The 20,132-nt window shown below is 68.1% G+C and carries 20 protein-coding genes; 16 read left to right on the top strand and 4 right to left on the bottom strand.

Annotated features, from left to right (window positions below; translation table 11 throughout):
* The first annotated feature begins 2 nt into the window (after positions 1-2).
* The 3 genes from hrcA to HDA44_RS14205 all read left to right on the top strand — a co-directional run bounded on the left by hrcA (position 3) and on the right by HDA44_RS14205 (position 3,358).
* Complete coding sequence (gene hrcA / locus HDA44_RS14215) at positions 3-1,025, top strand: heat-inducible transcriptional repressor HrcA (protein WP_184834560.1); 1,023 nt, start codon at positions 3-5, stop codon at positions 1,023-1,025.
* Between the two features lie 49 nt (positions 1,026-1,074).
* Positions 1,075-2,217: a molecular chaperone DnaJ gene (gene dnaJ, locus HDA44_RS14210; RefSeq protein WP_184834558.1), complete on the top strand. Its 1,143-nt coding sequence runs from the start codon at positions 1,075-1,077 to the stop codon at positions 2,215-2,217.
* A gap of 283 nt (positions 2,218-2,500) precedes the next feature.
* On the top strand, positions 2,501-3,358 hold the full coding sequence (locus tag HDA44_RS14205) for a 16S rRNA (uracil(1498)-N(3))-methyltransferase (protein WP_184834556.1): 858 nt from the start codon (positions 2,501-2,503) through the stop codon (positions 3,356-3,358).
* Here HDA44_RS14205 and HDA44_RS14200 read toward each other — a convergent pair whose 3' ends face one another.
* Positions 3,359-4,447 carry a Gmad2 immunoglobulin-like domain-containing protein gene (locus HDA44_RS14200; RefSeq protein WP_184834554.1) on the bottom strand — a complete coding sequence of 363 codons (1,089 nt, stop codon included), beginning with the start codon at positions 4,445-4,447 and terminating at the stop codon, positions 3,359-3,361.
* The gene (locus tag HDA44_RS14195) at positions 4,444-4,953 is read right to left on the bottom strand and encodes a SigE family RNA polymerase sigma factor (protein WP_319038053.1); all 510 of its coding nucleotides are present in this window, start codon (positions 4,951-4,953) and stop codon (positions 4,444-4,446) included. The genes HDA44_RS14200 and HDA44_RS14195 overlap by 4 nt, the downstream gene beginning before the upstream one ends.
* Positions 4,954-5,302: 349 nt before the next feature.
* On the opposite strand from HDA44_RS14195, the gene HDA44_RS14190 reads away from it, so the two are divergent.
* The 6 genes from HDA44_RS14190 to HDA44_RS14165 are packed head-to-tail and all read left to right on the top strand — an operon-like array spanning position 5,303 to position 9,986.
* Entirely contained in the window at positions 5,303-6,229 is a 927-nt protein-coding gene (locus HDA44_RS14190) for a PhoH family protein (RefSeq protein ID WP_184843582.1), read from the top strand.
* Entirely contained in the window at positions 6,226-6,705 is a 480-nt protein-coding gene (ybeY, locus tag HDA44_RS14185; protein ID WP_184834552.1) for an rRNA maturation RNase YbeY, read from the top strand. Before HDA44_RS14190 ends, ybeY begins: the two co-directional genes overlap by 4 nt.
* A 7-nt stretch (positions 6,706-6,712) precedes the next feature.
* Positions 6,713-8,017, top strand: coding sequence for a hemolysin family protein (locus HDA44_RS14180; RefSeq protein ID WP_184834550.1), 1,305 nt, complete (start codon positions 6,713-6,715; stop codon positions 8,015-8,017).
* 43 nt (positions 8,018-8,060) lie between these two features.
* Positions 8,061-8,393 (top strand): cytidine deaminase, encoded by a 333-nt coding sequence (locus HDA44_RS14175; protein WP_184834548.1) that lies wholly within the window; start codon positions 8,061-8,063, stop codon positions 8,391-8,393.
* A complete protein-coding gene (gene era / locus HDA44_RS14170) occupies positions 8,377-9,306 on the top strand; it encodes a GTPase Era (protein WP_184834546.1) in 930 nt (309 codons plus the stop codon). Before HDA44_RS14175 ends, era begins: the two co-directional genes overlap by 17 nt.
* 2 nt (positions 9,307-9,308) lie before the next feature.
* Positions 9,309-9,986, top strand: coding sequence for a GNAT family N-acetyltransferase (locus tag HDA44_RS14165; protein WP_337905980.1), 678 nt, complete (start codon positions 9,309-9,311; stop codon positions 9,984-9,986).
* 111 nt (positions 9,987-10,097) lie between these two features.
* Here HDA44_RS14165 and HDA44_RS14160 read toward each other — a convergent pair whose 3' ends face one another.
* Together HDA44_RS14160 and HDA44_RS14155 are read right to left on the bottom strand one after the other, a co-directional pair.
* Positions 10,098-11,087, bottom strand: coding sequence for a GNAT family N-acetyltransferase (locus HDA44_RS14160; protein WP_337905979.1), 990 nt, complete (start codon positions 11,085-11,087; stop codon positions 10,098-10,100).
* A gap of 41 nt (positions 11,088-11,128) precedes the next feature.
* Positions 11,129-11,542 (bottom strand): PPOX class F420-dependent oxidoreductase, encoded by a 414-nt coding sequence (locus HDA44_RS14155; protein ID WP_337905978.1) that lies wholly within the window; start codon positions 11,540-11,542, stop codon positions 11,129-11,131.
* A gap of 347 nt (positions 11,543-11,889) precedes the next feature.
* Here HDA44_RS14155 and leuA point away from each other — a divergent pair, with 347 nt between their 5' ends.
* From leuA to HDA44_RS14120, 7 genes are all read left to right on the top strand, one after another.
* Positions 11,890-13,563, top strand: coding sequence for a 2-isopropylmalate synthase (gene leuA / locus HDA44_RS14150; RefSeq protein WP_202888212.1), 1,674 nt, complete (start codon positions 11,890-11,892; stop codon positions 13,561-13,563).
* A 292-nt stretch (positions 13,564-13,855) separates the two neighbouring features.
* Positions 13,856-14,956: an ABC transporter permease gene (locus HDA44_RS14145; protein WP_337905976.1), complete on the top strand. Its 1,101-nt coding sequence runs from the start codon at positions 13,856-13,858 to the stop codon at positions 14,954-14,956.
* Between the two features lie 4 nt (positions 14,957-14,960).
* Positions 14,961-15,857, top strand: coding sequence for an ABC transporter permease (locus tag HDA44_RS14140; RefSeq protein WP_184834542.1), 897 nt, complete (start codon positions 14,961-14,963; stop codon positions 15,855-15,857).
* Positions 15,858-15,862: 5 nt separating this feature from the next.
* Entirely contained in the window at positions 15,863-16,945 is a 1,083-nt protein-coding gene (locus tag HDA44_RS14135; protein WP_184834540.1) for an ABC transporter ATP-binding protein, read from the top strand.
* Positions 16,942-18,003 (top strand): oligopeptide/dipeptide ABC transporter ATP-binding protein, encoded by a 1,062-nt coding sequence (locus tag HDA44_RS14130; RefSeq protein WP_184844902.1) that lies wholly within the window; start codon positions 16,942-16,944, stop codon positions 18,001-18,003. The genes HDA44_RS14135 and HDA44_RS14130 overlap by 4 nt, the downstream gene beginning before the upstream one ends.
* Positions 18,003-18,209, top strand: a complete 207-nt coding sequence (locus tag HDA44_RS14125) for a hypothetical protein (protein ID WP_184834538.1) — start codon at positions 18,003-18,005, stop codon at positions 18,207-18,209. Before HDA44_RS14130 ends, HDA44_RS14125 begins: the two co-directional genes overlap by 1 nt.
* A gap of 60 nt (positions 18,210-18,269) precedes the next feature.
* Positions 18,270-20,129: an ABC transporter substrate-binding protein gene (locus HDA44_RS14120; protein WP_184834537.1), complete on the top strand. Its 1,860-nt coding sequence runs from the start codon at positions 18,270-18,272 to the stop codon at positions 20,127-20,129.
* The last annotated feature ends 3 nt before the right edge of the window (positions 20,130-20,132 follow it).

The following is a 20,132-nucleotide window of genomic DNA, read 5'->3' as shown; positions in this document are numbered from 1 at the left end:
GCGTGCTGGACGACCGCAAGCTGGATGTGCTCCGCGCCATCGTCGAGGACTACGTGGCCACCCATGAGCCGATCGGGTCGAAGGCACTGGTCGACCGGCACAACCTCGGCGTCTCGCCGGCCACCGTCCGCAACGACATGGCGGCGCTGGAGGAGGAGGGGTACATCACCCAGCCGCACACCAGCGCCGGCCGGATCCCGACCGACGCCGGGTACCGGTTGTTCGTGGACAAGCTGAGCACGGTCAAGACGCTGTCGGTCGCCGAGAAGAAGGCGATCACGTCGTTCCTGGCCGGGGCGGTCGATCTGGACGACGTCGTCCGCCGTACGGTGCGGCTGCTGGCGCAGATCACCAGGCAGGTCGCCATCGTTCAGTACCCGTCACTGAACCGGTCGAGCGTGCGGCACATCGAGGTCGTCACGATGAGCCCGCGGCGGCTCCTGCTCGTGCTGATCACCAGCAACGGGCGGGTCGAGCAGCGGATCGTCGAGCACCCGCACGATGTCGACGAGCAGCTGATCGCGGACCTGCGCTCGCGGTTGAACACTGCCCTCGCCGGGCAGCGGCTCACCGACGCGGCGACGGTCCTGGCCGGCGTACCCGAACTGTTCGCGCCGGGCGACCGGTCGCTGGTCGCGGCGGTCGTGACGACGCTGTTCGAGACGTTCACCGACGAGGTCGGCGAGCAGCGGATCGCGGTCGGCGGCGCCGCCAACCTGACCCGGTACGGCGACGACTTCGAGCGGAACGTGAAGCCGGTGCTGGAGGCGCTGGAGGAGCACGTGATCCTGCTCAAGCTGCTCGGCGAGGCGACCAATCCGCAGACCCTGACGGTCCGGATCGGGCACGAGAACCCGTTCGAGGAGCTGGCGACCACCTCGGTGGTCGCGACCGGGTACGGGTCGAAGTCGGAGGCGCTGGCCACCCTCGGCATCGTCGGCCCGACCCACATGGACTATCCGAGCACGATGGGCGCGGTCCGTGCCGTGGCCCGGTACGTCAGCCAGATCCTGGCCGAGTCGTGACCGTGAAGACGAATATGCTGAAGATCCTCCCAACCCCCTGGTCTGGAGTATGAGCACCGATTACTACGCCGTCCTCGGCGTCAGCCGTGACGCGTCAGCGGACGAGATCAAGAAGGCGTACCGCAAGCTGGCGCGCCAGTACCACCCGGATGTGAACGACTCCGAGGACGCGCATCAGAAGTTCCAGGAGATCGGGCGCGCGTTCCAGGTCCTGAGCGACCCGCAGAAGCGGCAGATGCACGACCTCGGTGGCGATCCGTTCGCCGCCGCGGCCGGCGGGCCGGGCGGCGCGGGCTTCGGGCAGGCGTTCACGTTCACCGACATCATGGACGCGTTCTTCGGCCAGACCGGCGGCGCGACCCGTGGGCCGCGGCCGCGTACCCGGCGCGGTCAGGACGCGCTGATCCCGCTCCGGATCGACCTCGCCGAGGCGGCCTTCGGGACCACCCGTGAGCTCAAGGTCGACACCGCCGTGCTCTGCCCGACCTGTAGCGGGTCCGGCGCGGCCGCCGGGTCCGAGCCGGTCACCTGCGAGATCTGTCACGGGCGCGGCGAGGTCACGCACACGCAGCGGTCGTTCCTCGGCGAGGTACGCACCATGCGCCCGTGCCCGAACTGCCGCGGCTTCGGCACCACGATCCCGAACCCGTGCGTCGAGTGCGCCGGTGACGGGCGGGTCCGGTCCCGTCGTACCGTCACGGTCAAGATCCCGGGCGGCGTCGACAGCGGTACGCGGGTGCAGCTGTCCGGTCAGGGCGAGGTCGGTCCCGGCGGCGGCCCGGCCGGCGACCTGTACGTCGAGATCGAGGTCGAGCCGCACGACATCTTCACCCGCAACGGCGACGACCTGCACTGCACGGTCACGTTGCCGATGACGGCGGCCGCGCTCGGTACGACGATCGACCTGCCGACGCTCGAGGGCGAAACCACGCCGCTGGAGGTCCGGCCCGGTACACAGTCCGGCACCACGCAGACGCTGTCCGCGCGCGGTGTACCCCGCCTGCGGCACGCCGGGCGCGGTGACCTGATCGTCCAGGTCATCGTCGAGACCCCCACCAGGCTCGACGACGCCCAGGCCGACCTGCTCCGCCAACTCGCCGTCGCCCGCGACGAGGAACGCCCCCAGGGCCAGGTCCAAGCCACCCACAAGGGCGTCTTCGGCCGCCTCCGCGACGCCTTCGGCGCCCACTGACCCCAACCGCCCACTGACCCCAACCGCCCACTGACCCCAACCGCCCACCGGACCCTGCCCGTCCACCCCCACCCCGCCCCGCACAGGCCCGCGCCCTACACGGGCCCCCGCGCCGATCTCCATTTGAGGGGTTAACGTTCGCCGTTGCCCCTTCACCACCCGCATGCAGGTGGTGAAGAGGCACTCTGGGAGGTTCACCTCCCAAATGGGCAAAGCGGTCAGGTGGCGAAGCAGCGGTGCAGGGGGCAAGCTGCTGGCTCGGGATCTGGGAGGAGTTGGGCGGATGGGTGTCGCGGTGTTCTTTCACGCCGACCTGGGCGGCGGTGAGCTGGCCGGCGGTGAGCTGGCCGGCGGCGAGCTGGCGGGTGCTGACCTGGCGGGTGCTGACCTGGCGGGTGCTGAGCCGGCCGGTGGTGAGCTGGCGGGTGCTGAGGTGGCGGGCGGCGAGCTGGTGGGTGCTGAGGTGGTGCTTGGTGGGTCGGAGGGGCGGCATGCGGCGGTGGTGCGGCGGATCGGGACAGGTGAGCGGATCCGGCTGACCGACGGGCGGGGGAGCTGGGCCGAGGGGCCGGTCGTGCTGGCCGGGAAGAGCGGGGTGACGGTCGCCGTCGACGAGCGCGGGACGACGGCCGCGCCAGATCCGCGCGTGGTCGTGGTGCAGGCGCTGCCCAAGGGAGAACGCGCTGAGCTCGCGGTCGAGATGCTGACCGAGGTCGGCGCCGACGTGATCGTCCCGTGGAACGCGGAGCGCAGCCAGTTCCGCGCCAACCCCGAGCGGGTCGAGAAGACGCTCGCGAAATGGCGCGCCTGGGCGTTCGAAGCCGGCAAGCAGTCCCGGCGTACGTGGTTCGCCGAGGTCACCCCGATCGCGAGTACGGCGGAGGTCGCGCGCCTGCTCGCCGGCGCGGCCCTGCCGGTCGTACTGCACGAGGAAGCCACCACCCCACTTGCATCCCTGCAGCCGCCCACGACGGGTGACATCGTCCTGGTCATCGGCCCCGAAGGCGGCATCGCCCCGACTGAACTCGCGGCCTTCACGACGTACGCCGACCCGGTCCGCCTGGGCGACACCGTGCTCCGCACCTCAACAGCAGGCGTAGCGGCCGCGGCGGCCCTGCTCGCCCAGTCCCGCTGGCGCTGACTACTTCACGACGATCGACTTCGAGTCCGTGTCGGTGACCCGCCCATCGGCCGGCGACACCAGGTACACGTTGATCTGCCACGTCCCCGGGCTGAGCGTGAGCTGGAAGCTGTACGGCGAGAACGACTGCCCTTGCCCGGAAGTCGTGAAGCTCTTCTTCGTCTCCCGCGTCTTCACGTTCGTCGCCTGATAGTTGACAGTCGCCTCGAACGCGTTCGCGACACCGGACACCGTGACCCGATCACCCGTCACCGCGTCCTGGTCCGGCGAGTCGATCCACACCAGCGCCTGGACGTTCGTGGCCTGCTCGCGCCCCAGCGGCATGCTGGTGTCGACCTGCCCGAACAACTTCGGTACGGCCTGACCGCCCTGGGTGATCTGCACCGGCACGGAGTCGTCGTTCAGCGCGCCCTGGACCGTGTACACGAGCTGCTGGGCCGCGACGGCCGCGACATCCGCGTCGAGCGTCGCCTTCGGCAACTGTTTGAAGTCGACCGTCACCTTGTCGTTCGTCCGCGTCACCGCGTTCAGCGCGGCGCCGCGCCAGACCGAGAAGTAGTCCGGGTCGGTGGGTTGTTTGGTGGTCATGATGCGGACCGCTTCTTCGGCCGGGTGGCCGCTGACCTTGGCCCAGGTGCGGTACAGGCGGGCGGTCGACTTCTTGGTGGCGCCGATCTGCTGGCCGAGCCAGTAGACCGGGACCACGGCGTTGTGGACGGACTGTTCGGGCGCGGCGACGCTCGGTGCCACCGACGGGACCGCCTTGCTCGGGGCCGGCGTGCCGGCGCCGGTGGTGGGTACGGCGGTGGTGCTCGTCGTGCCCGAACCGGCCACCGCGTCGCCGTCGTTGGCGGTGTTACCGGGGTTGTTGAGGTTCGGCAGGACCGTGAACGCGCCGATCGCGGCCGCGGTGCCGACGGTCGCGACACCGGCGGTCAGGAGCCAGGGGCGCCGGCTGGCCGGCCGGCGCTGGGCGTGCGCGCGGGCGCGGATCTCCGGCAGCGCGTCGGCCGGGTCGATCCGGTCCGCCTCGGCGTGCAGCGCCCGGCGTACCAGCTCGTCGAACGAATCGTTGCGATGCTCACTCATACGGTCTGCTCCAAGAGCTGGCGCAGCGACTTGGTCGCCCGCGCGGCGTGGCTCTTCACGGAGCCACGACTGATACCCATGGTGTCCGCGATCTCGGCCTCCGAGAGGTCGCCGTAGTACCGGAGCACCATCACGGTGCGCTGCTTCTCCGGCAGCGTCCGCATCGCGTCGATGACCCGGTCGGTCTCCGCGGTCCGCAGCACCGCCTGCTCGGCACTCGGTTCGTCCGGCAGCGATCGCGGCGTGTGCCGGTCCACCACCACGAGATGGCGCTGCCGGGACCGGCAGCGGTTCACCACCGCGGTCCGCAGGTACGCCAGCGCCTTGTGCGGATCACGTAACCGGTTCCAGCGGCCGTGCATGGCGACGAACGCGTCCTGCACGATCTCCTCCGCGGTCCCGGTGTCGCGCAGCAGCAGGGCGCCGAGGCGGACCAGCGACGTGTAGTGCGCGGTGTAGACAGCAGTTAGTGCCTCGTCGGCATTCCACGAGGACTCATGGGTCACGCACTCTTCGTACACCACGGCCAACTGTGCCACGACTACAGAGACGCGAAGCCCACCTCTCAGGTTGACAACAGGTACGGTGCCCGGCGATCGGTGCCCGGATCGTGACCCGGATCGGCCCCGCGGCGGCCGCCACGGAGCGTGTCCCGGCGAATTACGAGTGAGGCTGTCGGCCGGGACGGCTAGCATGGACAGGGTCAACATCATCCGACTCAGGAGGAAGAGCCTGTCCAGGCCACGCAGTATCGAACCGGAGGCGCGCGCGAACGGGGCTGTCACCGATCCCGTACCCAGCGCCGCCACCAGCGCGCAGGCATCACACAAGATCGTCGTGCCGAACAGCATCGACATGGTTGCCCTGCTCGGCGCCCGGGACGAGTTCCTCCGCATCGTCGAGAAGGAGTTCGCCGCCGACATCATGGTCCGCGGCAACGAGATCACGCTGGTCGGTGAGCCGGCCGAGCTGGCCCTGGCCGAGCGGCTGATCGACGAGCTGATCGCCGTGGTCCGGACCGGGCACGGGCTGACCGCGGACTCGGTCGAGCGCAGCATCGCGATGATCAAGCAGGCGACCGCGGAGAGCCCGCGGGACGTGCTGACCCAGAACATCCTGTCCAGCCGCGGCCGGACGATCCGGCCGAAGACGCTGAACCAGAAGCGGTACGTGGACGCGATCGACAAGAACACGATCGTGTTCGGCATCGGCCCGGCCGGTACCGGCAAGACCTATCTGGCGGTGGCCAAGGCGGTCCAGGCGCTGCAGGCCAAGGAGGTCACCCGGATCATCCTGACCCGGCCGGCCGTCGAGGCCGGCGAGCGGCTCGGCTTCCTGCCCGGCACGCTGTCGGAGAAGATCGACCCGTACCTGCGGCCGCTGTACGACGCGCTGCACGACATGCTCGACCCGGAGTCGATCCCGCGGCTGATGACGGCCGGGACGATCGAGATCGCCCCGCTGGCGTACATGCGCGGCCGGACGCTGAACGACGCGTACATCATCCTGGACGAGGCGCAGAACACCTCGCCGGAGCAGATGAAGATGTTCCTCACCCGGCTCGGGTTCGGGTCCAAGATGGTGGTCACGGGTGACGTCACCCAGGTCGACCTGCCGACCGGGACCAACTCCGGGCTGCGGGTCGTACAGAACATCCTGGACGGCGTCCAGGACCTGGCGTTCTGCCGGCTGACCTCGCACGACGTGGTCCGGCACAAACTGGTCGGCCGGATCGTGTCGGCGTACGAAAACTATGAAGGTAGCGCTGACGACAAGCGATGAACGTCGAGGTCAACAACGAGTCCGGCGTCGAGATCGACGCGCAGGGACTGATGCGGCTCAGCCGGTTCGTACTGTCGTCGCTGCGGCTGCACCCGGAATGCGAGCTGTCGATCAAGCTGGTCGACGAGGACACGATGGCGCGGTATCACGTCGAGTTCCTGGACCTGCCCGGTCCGACCGACGTGATGTCGTGGCCGATGGACGAGTTGCGGCCCGGGTCGGACGAGTCCGACGAGGGTGACCTGCCGCTCGGCCATCTCGGTGACATCGCGCTCTGCCCGACCGTCGCGGCCGCGCAGGGCGCGAAGGCCGGTCACGGCACCTGGGCCGAGCTGGAGCTGCTGACGGTGCACGGCATCCTGCACCTGCTCGGCTACGACCACGCCGAACCCGCCGAGAAGGCGGAAATGTGGGACATCCAGGGCCGTCTGCTGGAAGCCTGGCGCGCACCAGGCAGCCATCTCGGGCAGGAGTGACGCTTCGATGACCTACCACGACCTCGTTCTGCTGGTTGTGGCCGCGGTGCTGGTGCTGCTCGCCGGGTTGTTCGCCGGCGCGGAGGCGGCGCTGTCGTCGTACTCGAAGGTGCGGGCGAACGAGCAGGTCGAGCAGGGCAACCTGCGCGCGGTCCGGCTGCGGGACCTGCTGTCGGACGCCCCGCGGTACCTGAACTCGTTGCTGCTGCTCCGGCTGAGCTGCGAGATCACCGCGATCGTCCTGGTCACGCAGGCGCTGTCGGTCGTACTGGAGGTGACCTGGGAGCACATCCTGATCACCTCGGTCGTGATGGTGCTGGTGTCGTTCGTGATCATCGGGGTCGCGCCGCGGACGCTCGGCCGCCAGCACTCCGACCGGTTCGCGATCCTGTCCGCCGGTCCGGTGATGGCGCTGACCAAGGCGCTCGGTCCGGTGCCGAAGCTGCTGATCCTGCTCGGCAACGCGCTCACCCCGGGCAAGGGGTACGCCGAAGGTCCGTTCGCGACCGAGGCCGAGCTGCGGGCGCTGGTCGACTACGCGGAGAAGTCCGCGGTGATCGAGTCCGGCGAGCGGCAGATGATCCACTCGGTGTTCGAGCTCGGTGACACCATCGTCCGCGAGGTGATGGTGCCGCGGACCGACATGGTCTACATCGAGAAGCACAAGAAGCTCCGGCAGCTCACCTCGCTGGCGCTGCGTTCCGGGTACTCGCGAATCCCCGTGATCGGTGAGTCGCTCGACGACATCGCCGGCGTGGTGTACCTGAAGGACGTGATGCGCCGGGTGTACGACAACGCCCAGGCCGAGTCGACCGAGCGGGTCGAGTCGGTGATGCGGCCGTGCATGTACGTGCCCGACTCCAAGCCGGTGGACCAGCTGCTGCGCGAGATGCAGGCGGCCCGGATGCACCTGGCGATCGTCGTCGACGAGTACGGCGGTACCGCCGGTCTGGTCGCGATCGAGGACATCCTGGAGGAGATCGTCGGCGAGATCACCGACGAGTACGACGAGGACCCGGACTCGGTGCAGGAGCTGTCCGACGGCGGGTACCGGGTGTCCGCGCGGCTGCCGATCGACGAGCTCGGCGAGCTGTTCGGGGTGCCGCTGGACGATGACGACGTGGACACCGTCGGCGGCCTGATGGCGAAACTGCTCGGCAAGGTGCCGATCCCCGGCGCCGAGGTCGAGATCGCCGGCCTGTCCCTGACCGCCGAACGCCCGTCCGGCCGCCGCAACCAGGTAGGTACCGTCCTGGTACGCCGGGAAACCCCGGCCCCCACCCCGCACGACCAGAACCACCAGCACGCCTAACCCCAGCTCGACCCACTCAGCAGCTCAGTTTTTGGAGTATTTCTTGTCAGACCTGTCGGCGGAGGACGCCAAACTCGTCACCCTCGCTCGTGCCGCGCGTGCCCGTACACGCGCTCTTGAGGGCGCCGCCGTGCGGGACAGCGACGGGCGTACGTACAGCGCCTGCACGGTCGCGCTCGACACCGTCGAGTTGAGCGCGCTGCAGCTTGCGGTCGCGATGGCGTTGTCGTCGGGGGTGAAGGGTCTGGAAGCGGGCGCGGTCGTCACCGACGCGGAGCAGGTCGACGTGAACGTGGTCCGGCACTTCGCCGGCGCGGCGATCCCGGTGGTGCGCGCCGACGGTTCGGGGGAGGTGCTCGATGTCGTCAACACCTGAGGAGTTCAAGTCCGGCTTCGCCTGTTTCGTCGGCCGTCCGAACGCGGGCAAGTCGACACTCACGAACGCGCTGGTCGGCAAGAAGATCGTCATCACCTCGTCGAAACCACAGACCACCCGGCACGCCGTACGCGGCATCGTGCACCGGCCGGACGCACAGTTGATCCTGGTCGACACGCCGGGCCTGCACAAGCCGCGTACGCTGCTGGGCGAGCGACTGAACGACCTGGTCAAGACCACCTGGGCCGAGGTCGACGTGATCGCGGTCTGCCTGCCCGCGAGCGACAAGATCGGGCCCGGTGACCGGTTCCTGGTCGGCGAGGCGGCGAAGGTCGCGAAGACGCCGAAGGTCGCGCTGGCCACCAAAGCGGACCTGGTCGAACCGGACCGGATGGTCGAGCACCTGGCCGAGATCCAGGCACTCGGCGAAGCGGCCGGGATCGAGTGGGCGTCGATCGTGCCGGTGTCCGCGACGTCCGGGTTCCAGGTGGACCTGGTCGCCGACGAGCTGGTCAAGCTGCTGCCGAACGGGTTCCCGCTGTACCCGGACGGCGACATCACCGACGAGCCGGAGGAGACGCTGGTCGCCGAGCTGATCCGCGAGGCCGCGCTGGAGGGGGTCCGGGACGAGCTGCCGCACTCGATCGCGGTCACGATCGACGAGATGAACCTGCGCGAGGACCGGCCGAAGGACAAGCCGCTGCTGGACATCTACGCGAACATCTTCCTGGAGCGGGAGAGCCAGAAGGGGATCGTGATCGGGCACAAGGGCGCCCGGCTCCGCGAGGTCGGCGCCGCGTCCCGGCGCCAGATCGAGGCCCTGCTCGGCACGCCGGTGTACCTGGACCTGCACGTCAAGATCGCCAAGAACTGGCAAACCGACGCCAAACACCTCCGCAAACTGGGCTTCTGACGGTGGAATCTTCTGCACTGACCAATCCGGTGTACGCCGCTCTGACCGGTCCGCATGCCGGGGTCGCCGAGGTTCGTGGCAACGCGCGGCGGTATCCGGCCGCGGTGGCGCCGTTTCTTGCGCTGCCTGACGAGCCGACCGACAAAGACTGGGCGGACGCTGCCGTCCTGCTCGGTCCCGGCACGTCCGTCGCGCTGATGCGCCCCGAGCTCCCCGTTCCCGGCAGCTTCAAGCTGGACCGAGTGATCGACCTGGTGCAGTTCACCGCACCGGCGGATCTCCCGGCCGCGGATCCTGAAGCGACAACACTCGGCCTGGACGACGTACCGGACATGCTGGCACTCGTCGCGCTGACCGACCCCGGTCCGTTCCGCAGCCGGACGATCGAGCTCGGTACGTACCTGGGCATCCGTCGCGACGGCGAGCTGATCGCGATGGCCGGGACGCGTTTCAGCCTGCCCGGGCACACCGAGATCAGCGCCGTCTGCACCCACCCGTCGGCGCGCGGCCAGGGTCTCGCGACCCGGCTGATCCGGGCCGTGGCCGCGGACATCACCGCCGCCGGCCGCAGTCCGTTCCTGCACACCGGCGGCAGCAACACCACCGCGATCCGCCTCTACGAGTCACTCGGCTTCACCCTGTCCAACCAAATGAAGGTCACCATCGTCGAGCCAGTGTGAGAACACCGGCAGCTCGACAGTACGTATACGCCCACTGCCGCCGGCCGCCCGCGTAAGCGGTCGGGTGAGAGGCGGCAGATCGGCGACACCTCCTGTCGAGCTGCCGATTAATCAGATCGTCTTCTGGTAGGCGAGTGTGCGGGTGACGATTTGGTAGTTCAGCTTTTCGTTGATGCCGATCATGTGGTTGTTCGACTCGGCGTTCCAGGTGTCGACCCGGGCCAGTTGCGGCTCGGCCTCGCGCAGCCAGAGCAGCATCGCGGACTTCACCAGCGCGCCCAACCGGTGACCGCGATGCGCCCGGGCGACGGCGGTGTCGTGCTGCTCGCCGAGGTGCGGCCGCTCCCGCTCGACGGCGATGACCGTGTGCCCGGCCAGCGCGCCGGTGGCCTTCTCCCGTGCGATCACCCGGTAGATGGTGTGGTCGCTCTTCGCCTGCGCCTCCTCGTACGCCCGCAGTCGCTCCGGGCTGAAGACGTCGTCCTCGAGGTCGAGGTCGTCCTTCGGCGCGTCGTTGATCGAGCCGGTCAGTTCCACCATCGGCTCGAGCAGGTCGCCGGGCAGCGCGCCGGTCAGCATGGTCAGCTCGTACCCGGTGGACGCGGCGACCGCTTCGTCGTACATCCGCTGGACCACGTCCCAGTCGAGCGTGCTCAGGTCCTGCCGGCGGTTCACCTCGATCGCCTTCTGCTCGAAACCGTGCGCGCGGGCGAACTCGTCGTCGGCGGGCAGGTCCAGGCAGCCGTAGCCGATGGTGTCCCGGCCGAGCTCACGGGTGAACGCTTCGGCGCGTTCGACCAGGGCCGACCCGATGCCGCGGCCGTGGTGGTCCGGGTGGACGTCGACGTCGATCCAGACCTGGTTGGTATTGTCGTACAGGTTGACGTCGACGTTCAGTACGCCGACGGCGGTCCCGTCGGCGTCGCGGGCAAGAAACGCGTGCCCGGGCTCCAGATCCCAGCCGTACCGCAGCATGTTCGCGAACCCGCGAGGCGTGGACGGCACCATCTCGGGGCAGTCCTGCGCGAGTACGGCGTTCTTGATGCCTACGGCGTCGATGCACCCGGCTTCGTCGTCGGGCGACAGTTTTGTGATCTCCACCAGCACAGCGTCCAACGAGACGATCGGTTTCCGCACCTGGTTTAACGGAGCGCGGCGCCCGGCATTCCGTACGCGTGGTCGATCGTCATCGAGAACACCAGCCGCCGGTCCCGCACCATCGCGGCGCGGTAGTCGTCCCAGTCCGGGTGCTCGCCGGAGGCGGTCCGGTAGTAGTCGACCAGGTCGTCGACCACCGCGTCGTTCGGCTCGGCCGCGACCGGGCTGAGCTCGGCCTTACCTTCCAGCACCAGGTACGACCGGCCACGCGGCCCGTCGACGTACAGACTGGCGCGCGGGTCGCGCCGGAGATTACGTGTCTTCGCGCGATCGTCGGTCAGCGAAACCCGTACCCGGGTCCCGTCGAACACGTAGGTGACGTTCGACAACTGCGGCCGCCCGTCCCGCTTGATCGTCACCAGCACACCGAGCCCGTGCGTCCCGATCCGCTCCAGCACCGTTTCCGTCAGACCAATGAGCCGTAAGGACAGGAGGTAGTGCCAGCTGGTGGCTGCCGGCGAGGTGTGCTGAGCGCGGCGTGGCCGGAGGTGGGCGACTACCTCCTGTCCTTCGGTGCACCGGACCCCGGTTCGACGGGTCGTGGTTGCCGTGCGTAGACTGCTGGCATCATGCGGCACCTGTTTCTTCTCCTTCGCTGCCGCGGCGAGGCCTGACAAGGCCGGTTTCCTCGCCGCGGAGTTTCGTCGTACGCCGGTCGTCCAGCGACCTTGAGCACTGACGCACCCCGAGGAGAACCTCCGTGGCACCGAAGAACCAGCCCAAGCCCGTCCAGCAGCCGTCCGGTATGCCGACCCACCGGTACCGGGCGTTCCCGCCGATCGACCTGCCGGACCGTACCTGGCCGGCCAAGTCCGTCGACCACACCCCGCGCTGGCTGTCCACCGACCTCCGGGACGGCAACCAGGCGCTGGTGGAGCCGATGTCGCCGGCCCGCAAGCGGCGGATGTTCGACCTGCTGGTGAAGATGGGCTACAAGGAGATCGAGGTCGGTTTCCCGAGCGCCAGCCAGTACGACTTCGACTTCGTCCGCAGCCTGATCGAGGGTGACGCGATCCCGGACGACGTGACCATCTCGGTGCTGACCCAGGCCCGCGAGGAGCTGATCGAGCGCACCGTCCAGTCCCTGCAGGGTTCGCCGAAGGCGACCATCCACCTGTACAACGCGACCGCGCCGCTGTTCCGCCGGGTGGTGTTCAATGTGGACAAGGCCGAGTGCCGCACGATCGCGGTCCGCGGTACGGAGACGGTGATGAAGTACGCCGACGAGCTGCTCGGCGACTGTGAGTTCGGCTATCAGTACAGCCCCGAGATCTTCACCGGGACCGAGCTGGAGTTCGCGCTCGAGGTGTGTGAAGCGGTCAGCGACGTCTGGCAGCCGGCCGCGGGCCGGGAGATCATCCTGAACCTGCCGGCCACGGTCGAGATGTGTACGCCGAACGTGTACGCGGACCAGATCGAATGGTTCGGCCGGCAGCTGACCCGGCGGGAGCACAGCACGATCAGCCTGCACCCGCACAACGACCGTGGTACCGCGGTGGCCGCGACCGAGCTGGCGCTGATGGCCGGCGCGGACCGGGTCGAGGGCTGCCTGTTCGGGCACGGTGAGCGGACCGGCAACGTCGACCTGGTGACGCTGGGGATGAACCTGTTCAGCCAGGGCATCGACCCACAGATCAACTTCGCCGATATCGACGAGATCCGCCGTACGGTCGAGTACTGCACCCAGATGCGGGTCCCGGAGCGGCAGCCGTACGCCGGCGATCTGGTCTACACCGCTTTCTCCGGATCGCACCAGGACGCGATCAAGAAGGGCCTGGAGGCGCTGGACAAGCAGGCCGCGGCGGAGGGCCGGCCGGTCGGCGAGATCGCCTGGGAGGCGCCGTACCTGCCGATCGACCCGAAGGACGTCGGCCGTTCGTACGAGGCAGTGATCCGGGTGAACTCGCAGTCCGGCAAGGGCGGCGTCGCGTACATCATGAAGTCGGAGCACCGCCTGGACCTGCCGCGCCGGCTGCAGATCGAGTTCAGCCGGGTGATCCAGCAGCACACCGACGACGAGGGCGGCGAGGTCGGCCCGAAGCAGATGTGGGACATCTTCGCGGGGGAGTACCTGGCGGCCGGGAAGCTGTCGCTGCTGAGCGTGAACTCACTGTCCGGCGAGGGTCAGGGCGACCAGCTCCGGGTGCAGGTCTATGCCGACGGCGTACCGCACGAGCTGGTCGGCGAGGGCAACGGTCCGGTGTCGGCGTTCGTGGACGCGCTGCAGCCGCTGAAGTACGACGTCCGGGTTCTTGACTATCACGAGCACGCGCTCTCGGCCGGCGGCGACGCGCTGGCCGCGGCGTACGTCGAGTGCGAGGTCGGCGACGAGGTGCTCTGGGGCGTCGGCCGGGACGCCAACATTCTCACGGCGTCGCTGAAGGCGGTCGTCTCCGCGGTCAACCGCGCAAACCGCTGATCGTTTCGCGCTAGCCCATAACGGCGCCCCTGCCGGTCGCCGCGACCTTCAGGCAGGATGCCCGTCTCCGTGTCGGAGGCGGGCATTTCCTGTACTCCCCGATACCGTCGCATCACGCAGGGCAACGTTGTCCCAACGTTGCCTCAACGTTGCCTCAAGTCGTTGACTCGGTGACTGAGGTTGCGCACACTGTCGTCACAATGCGCAGACTCTTGCAAGACAGCATTACTAAGTCGTCTTGCTAAGGTCCGCGACACCCACTTTGACCCCTGCAGTCGTGTGGAGGTGAGCAGTGAGCGGTGCGGTCGATACGTCCGCGGCGGAGCTGATCGAAGGTCCTGCCGACGAACCGAGACCTTCGGCCGTACGGCGGTTCTTCAACGCCTGGCTGGTGCGAAGACTGTTCAAGGCGATCTTGACGGTCTTCATCGTCACGACCGGGACGTTCTTCCTGGTCAGATTGTTACCAGGGAACCCGGTCGACACCTATATCTCGACCCAGATCGCGCAGACCGGTATCTCGTACGAGGCAGCGGCCGCGCAGGCGAAGAACCTGTTCTCGCTGGACCCGAACCAGCCAATCGTCGTGCAGTACTTCCACTACATGATCAACATGCTGCACGGCGACTTCGGGAACTCGATGCTCTCGCCGGGCACCACGGTCGCCTCGGTGATCAAGACGTACCTGCCCTGGACGCTGTTCTCGGTCGGCGTCGCCACCGTGATCAGCTTCATCGTCGGCATCGTCGCGGGCATGATCATGGCGTACCGGCGGGAGACGTGGATCGATCATCTGCTGACGTCGATCGGCTCGCTGCTGCACGCGATCCCGAACTACATCCTGGCGATCCTGATCGTGGTCTTCCTCGGCGTGAAGCTGCAGTGGTTCGACCTGACCGCGGCCCGCGGCTCGTACACGCCGGGTGTGACGCCGTCGTTCAGTTTCAGCTTCCTGAACGACATCTTCTACCACGCGACGCTGCCGATCCTGGCCTACGCGCTGACCACGGTCGGCTCCTGGGCGCTGGTGATGAAGTCGTCGACGGTCGAGACCCTCGGCGAGGACTACGTGACGGTGGCCCGGGCGCGCGGCCTGACCGACTCGCGGATCCGGTCCGGGTACGTCGGGCGCAACGCCGTCCTGCCCTTGTTCAGCCAGCTCGCGGTGTCGCTCGGCTTCGTCGTCGGCGGCTCGATCTTCGTCGAGCGCATCTTCGGCTACCAGGGCATCGGCTTCAGCCTGTACAACGCGGTCAGCGGCCGCGACTACGCCGTACTGCAAGGCATCTTCCTGGTGGTGACGATCTCGGTGGTGGTGGCCAACCTGCTCGCCGACGTCCTGTACAGCCGACTGGATCCGCGGATCCGGGTCCAGGGCAAGGGCAAGGGGTGACGAGATGACCGAGGCTTCCATTCCGGTCGCGTCGATCGGTACCACCGGGGTCTCCCGGTTCGCCGGCATCCTGCGATCGCTGCGCCGCAGCCCGGCCGGCTTCATCGGGTTCGTGATCGTCGCGCTGCTGGTACTGATCACCGCGATCGTGCCGTTCTTCCTCCCGGACGTGTCCCCGAACGTCAAGGAGATCCTGCTCCCGGCCGGTTCGCCGGGGCACCTGCTCGGCACCGACAACGAGGGCAAGGACGTCCTGATCCAGATGATCGGCGGCGGCCGGACGGTGATCTTCGTCGGCTTCGTCGCCGCCGCGATCTCGACCGCGCTGGCGATCGTGCTCGGGTCACTGGCCGCGTACCTGGGTGGCTGGGTCGACTCGGTGGTGGTGACGCTGGCCGACGTCGTGCTGACCGTTCCGCAGATCGTGCTGCTCGCCGTGATGGGCGCGTTCTTCAAGCTGGACTCGCCGATCCTGCTGGCGCTGCTGGTCGGTGGCCTGTCCTGGCCGGTCCTGACCCGCGCGGTCCGGGCGCAGGTGTTCTCGCTGAAGGAACGCGAGTTCGTCGAGGCGGCCCGGCTGCTCGACCTGGGCACGATCCGGGTGGTGTTCGTCGAGATCCTGCCGAACATGGCCAGCTTCATCCTGATGAACTTCATGATCGGCGTGACCAGCGCGATCTATCAGCTGGTCGGTCTGTACCTGCTCGGCCTCGCCCCGCTGACCGGTTCGAACTGGGGCATCATGCTGAACCGCGCCTGGATCGCCGGCGCGATCTTCAACGACGCGAGCCTGGCCTGGATTCTGAGCCCGGTGGTCGCGATCATCCTGCTGCTGCTCGGACTGGTGATGATGACGAGATCCCTCGAAGAGATCCTCAACCCGCGGCTCCGGGACCGGTGATGGCGATGACGAGTACCTCGGCGAGTACCCGCGCGAAGCGTGGTGGCGAAGGCAAACCGCTGCTGTCGGTGCGTGACTTCAAGGTCGAGTACCGGACCGGTGCCGGCGCGACGGTGGAGGCGGTCCGCGGCGTCGACCTCGACCTGTACCCGGGCGAGAGCCTGGCGCTGGTCGGCGAGAGCGGTTGCGGCAAGACCACGTTCGGGCTCGGGCTGCTGCGGTTGCTGCCGCGGCTCGGGCACGCCAGCGGCAAGGTGACCTTCAACCGCGGCGACGGCACCGAGATCGACGTCCTCGGCCTGGACGGCCGGGACCTGCGCAAGTTCCGCTGGCGGGACGCCGCGATGGTCTTCCAGGGCGCGATGAACGCTTTCAACCCGGTACTGAAGATCCGCGCGCACATGCACGACACGATGCGCGCGCACACCAAGGCGACCAAGCAGGAGATCGAGGACCGGGCCGGCGAACTGCTCCGGCTGGTACGCCTGGAGCCGTCCCGGGTGATGGACAGCTACCCGCACGAGCTGTCCGGCGGCATGCGGCAGCGCGTACTGATCGCGATGAGCCTGCTGCTCGAGCCCGAGGTCCTGATCCTGGACGAGCCGACCACCGCGCTCGACATCCTCACCCAGCGGTCGGTCGTCGACGTACTGCACGAGGTCCGCGACCGGCTCGGCTTCTCGATGATCTTCATCTCGCACGACCTGTCCCTGGCCGCCGAACTCGCGGACCGGGTCGCCACCATGTACGCCGGCCGCATCATCGAGACCGGCGGCGTACGGGACATGTTCTACCGGCCGCGGCACCCGTACACCCTCGGCCTGATCAAGGCGGTGCCGCCGATCGTCGGCGATCTGCCCGACATGGAGTCGATCCCCGGCGGACCGCCCAGCCTGGCCGCGCTGCCACCCGGCTGTACCTTCGCGCCGCGATGTAAGTACGCGACGGAGGAATGCAACGCCACCGATCCGCGGCTGGTCCCGATCACCGACGAGCCGGGGGACGCGCACGAGGCGGCCTGTATCCACGCGAAGGACGTACACCTCGAACGCGAGGTACCGAACGAGAACCTGGGGACGGCATCGTGAGCGCACTGGAGAAGTCCCCGCGGGAAGCGGCGCCGCTGATCACCCTCGGTGGGGTCAGCCAGGTGTTCGACACCGCCGCCGGCCCGATCCGCGCGGTGGACGACATCGAGCTGTCGATCAACCCCGGCGAGGTGCTGTGCCTGGTCGGCGAGAGCGGTTCGGGCAAGACCACCGCGGCCCGGATGGCGGCCGGTCTGGCCCGGCCGAGCAGCGGGCAGGTTTCGTTCGGCGGCACGGACATCTGGTCGATGAAGCGGGCCGAGTTCGGTACCTTCCGGCGCAGCGTGCAGTACGTGCATCAGGACCCGTACGCGTCGCTGAACCCGACCCGGACGATCCAGCAGACGATCACCGCGCCGCTGCTCAAGCACGGTGTCGTGAAGAGCAAGAAGGAAGCCGCCGAGAAGGCGGTCGAGTTGCTCACCAAGGTCGACCTGACGCCGGCCGCGAACTACCTGCCGAAGTTCCCGCACCAGTTGTCCGGCGGGCAGCGGCAGCGGGTCGCGGTGGCGCGGGCGCTGACGCTCGACCCGAAGCTGATCATCGCGGACGAGTCGACGTCGATGCTGGACGTGTCGATCCGGATCAGCGTACTGGCGATGCTCGGCCGGCTCCGCGACGATCTCGGCGTCGGTTTCCTGTTCATCACCCACGACCTGGCGATCGCCAAGTACTTCGGCTGGCGGGGCAAGACCGCGGTGATGTACCTGGGCCGGATCGTCGAGTTCGGTCCGACTCCGAAGATCATCAACGCGCCGACCCATCCGTACACCCGGGCGCTGATCGACGCGATCCCCGAGCCGGACCCGGACCTGACCAAGACCAAGGGCCGCGAATCCCTGCGCAGCCTGGAGATCCCGAGCCTGGCGAACCTGCCGGCCGGCTGCTCGTTCCACCCGCGCTGCCCGCAGTTCGAGGACGGGCTGTGCGACGGGAAGGTCCCGCAACTGGTCGAGATCCGGTCCGGGCAGTCCGCTGCGTGTCACGTGGTCGCGCGCGACGGCGTACCCGAGGTGCACGGCGCTCCCAAAGCGCGATCGGGCGGACCGGGGGCCTGATGGGCCCCCAGATCGGCCGGGCGGCGCTCGGCTGGGCAGCGTTCCTTGTGCTGGCCAGCGGAGTCCTGCTGCTCACCCTGACGCCGGGCACCCCGGAGTTCGTCGTCACCCTGTTCACCTTGTGTTTGGGCCTGCTACTGGGCCTGGTGGTCGTCGCCGGTGTGCTCTACACCCGGCGGCGGGACAAGCGCGAGGGCGGTAACTGAATCCCACCAGCAGTACCTGACCCGCACATGGGCGTGTGGTCAGCTCAGAAAGGACGAAGGATGAGTCCCACCGGCACCAACGATTCCGGCCCCAACGAGACGGGCGCCAGCGCCCGGACGAACGCGGTCTCCCGCCGGCACGTGCTCCAGCTGTTCGGTATCGCCGGTGTCGGCGCGGCCGGCATCGGGACCGCGGCGTGCTCGCCGAGCAAGCCGAACGCCAGCGGGGGTGACAGCAAGGGCGGCGACAAGGAGTTCCACGGCGCGTACCCGTACCAGCTGCCGCCCAAGGGCCACTTCAACCTGGCCGCCGGTGTCACCGACGGAATCCAGGCCAGCACCAGCCCGTACTTCGACCTCGTCTACCCGAGCGCCGGCCTGTACTACTGGGCCGACAAGAAATGGGAATGGATGATGGCCGAGTCCGGGACCCTGGACGAGGCGAACAAGACCTACACCCTGAAACTGCGCTCCGGGCTGACCTGGAGTGACGGCAAGCCGGTGACCGCCAAGGACGTCGTGTCGACGTTCAACCTGCACTGGCTGATGCGCCAGCAGGCGTGGACGTTCCTGTCCGACGTCAGCGCCAAGGACGACACCACCGTACTGTTCACGATCGGCACGCCGTCGACCGTACTGGAGCGCTACATCCTCCGCGCCGGCATCCTGCCGGACTCGGTCTACGGTGAGTGGGCGACCAAGGCCGAGACGATGCGGAAGGCCAAGACCAGCCTGGACAGCGACGAGGGCAAGAAGCTGAACGGCGACTTCCAGAAGTTCCGTCCGGAGAACCCGGTCGTGTCGGGGCCGTTCAACTACGACCCGAAGAGCATGACCAACTCGCAGATGACCCTGGTCAAGAACGACAAGGGCCTGTTCGCCGACAAGATCAGCTTCACCAAGGTCGTGCTGTACAACGGTGAGACCTCCGACGTCACGCCGGTCGTGCTGAACAAGGACGTCGACTACGCCACCCACGGTTTCGCGGTGGCGACCGAGAAGACCCTGCTCGGCAGCGGCTTCCGGATTCTGCGTCCGCCGGTGTACTCCGGTCCGGCGCTGGTGTTCAACTACACCGCGCACCCGGAGCTTTCCGATGTCCGCGTGCGGCAGGCGATCGCGTACGTGCTGGACCGGGCCGAGAACGGCACCGTCGCGCTCGGCGACTCCGGCAAGCCGTGCAAGTTCATGGCCGGTTTCTCCGACATCTCCGTACCGGACTGGGTCTCGGACGCCGACCAGAAGAAGCTGCAGGCGTACGAGAAGGACGAGGCGAAGGCAACTCAGCTGCTGCAGGCGGCCGGGTGGAAGCAGAGCGGCGGCAAGTGGATGCTGCCGAACGGCAAGCCGGCGGCGTACGACATCAAGTTCCCGACCGAGTTCGCGGACTGGAACCCGGCTGCCACCAACGCGGCCGACCAGCTGAACAAGTTCGGCTTCAACATCACCAAGCGGGGGATCACCTTCACCCAGCTGACCCCGGACGTGCTGGCCGGCAAGTTCGACTTCGCGATCCAGAGCTGGGGCGCGTCGAACCACCCGCACCCGTACTTCTCGTACGTCCAGGACCTGTACACGTTCAACTACGTGATCGCCGCGAACTCCGGTGGCAAGGGGATGAACTTCCCGCTCAAGCAGACCACCTCGGCCGGTCCGATCGACCTGCAGGCAGTGGTGGAGAAGTCGGCCCAGGGCCTGAACCTGGACGAGCAGAAGAAGAACGTCACCGCCGCGGCGCACGCGTTCAACGAACTGCTGCCGATCATCCCGCTCTGGGAGCGTTACGGGAACAACCCGGCGCTCGAGGGCAAGCGGGTGGCCAAGTTCCCGGCCGACGACGACCCGATCCTGAAGAACGCGCCGTACGCGGACAACTTCGTGATCATGGGCATGTATCAGGGCAAGATTGCGCCGGTGTAAAGA

This window comes from Kribbella solani (assembly GCF_014205295.1).
Classification (GTDB): Bacteria; Actinomycetota; Actinomycetes; order Propionibacteriales; family Kribbellaceae; genus Kribbella; species Kribbella solani.
Note: the sequence above shows the minus strand (reverse complement) of the source record. Positions and strands in the feature narration are given on the sequence as shown.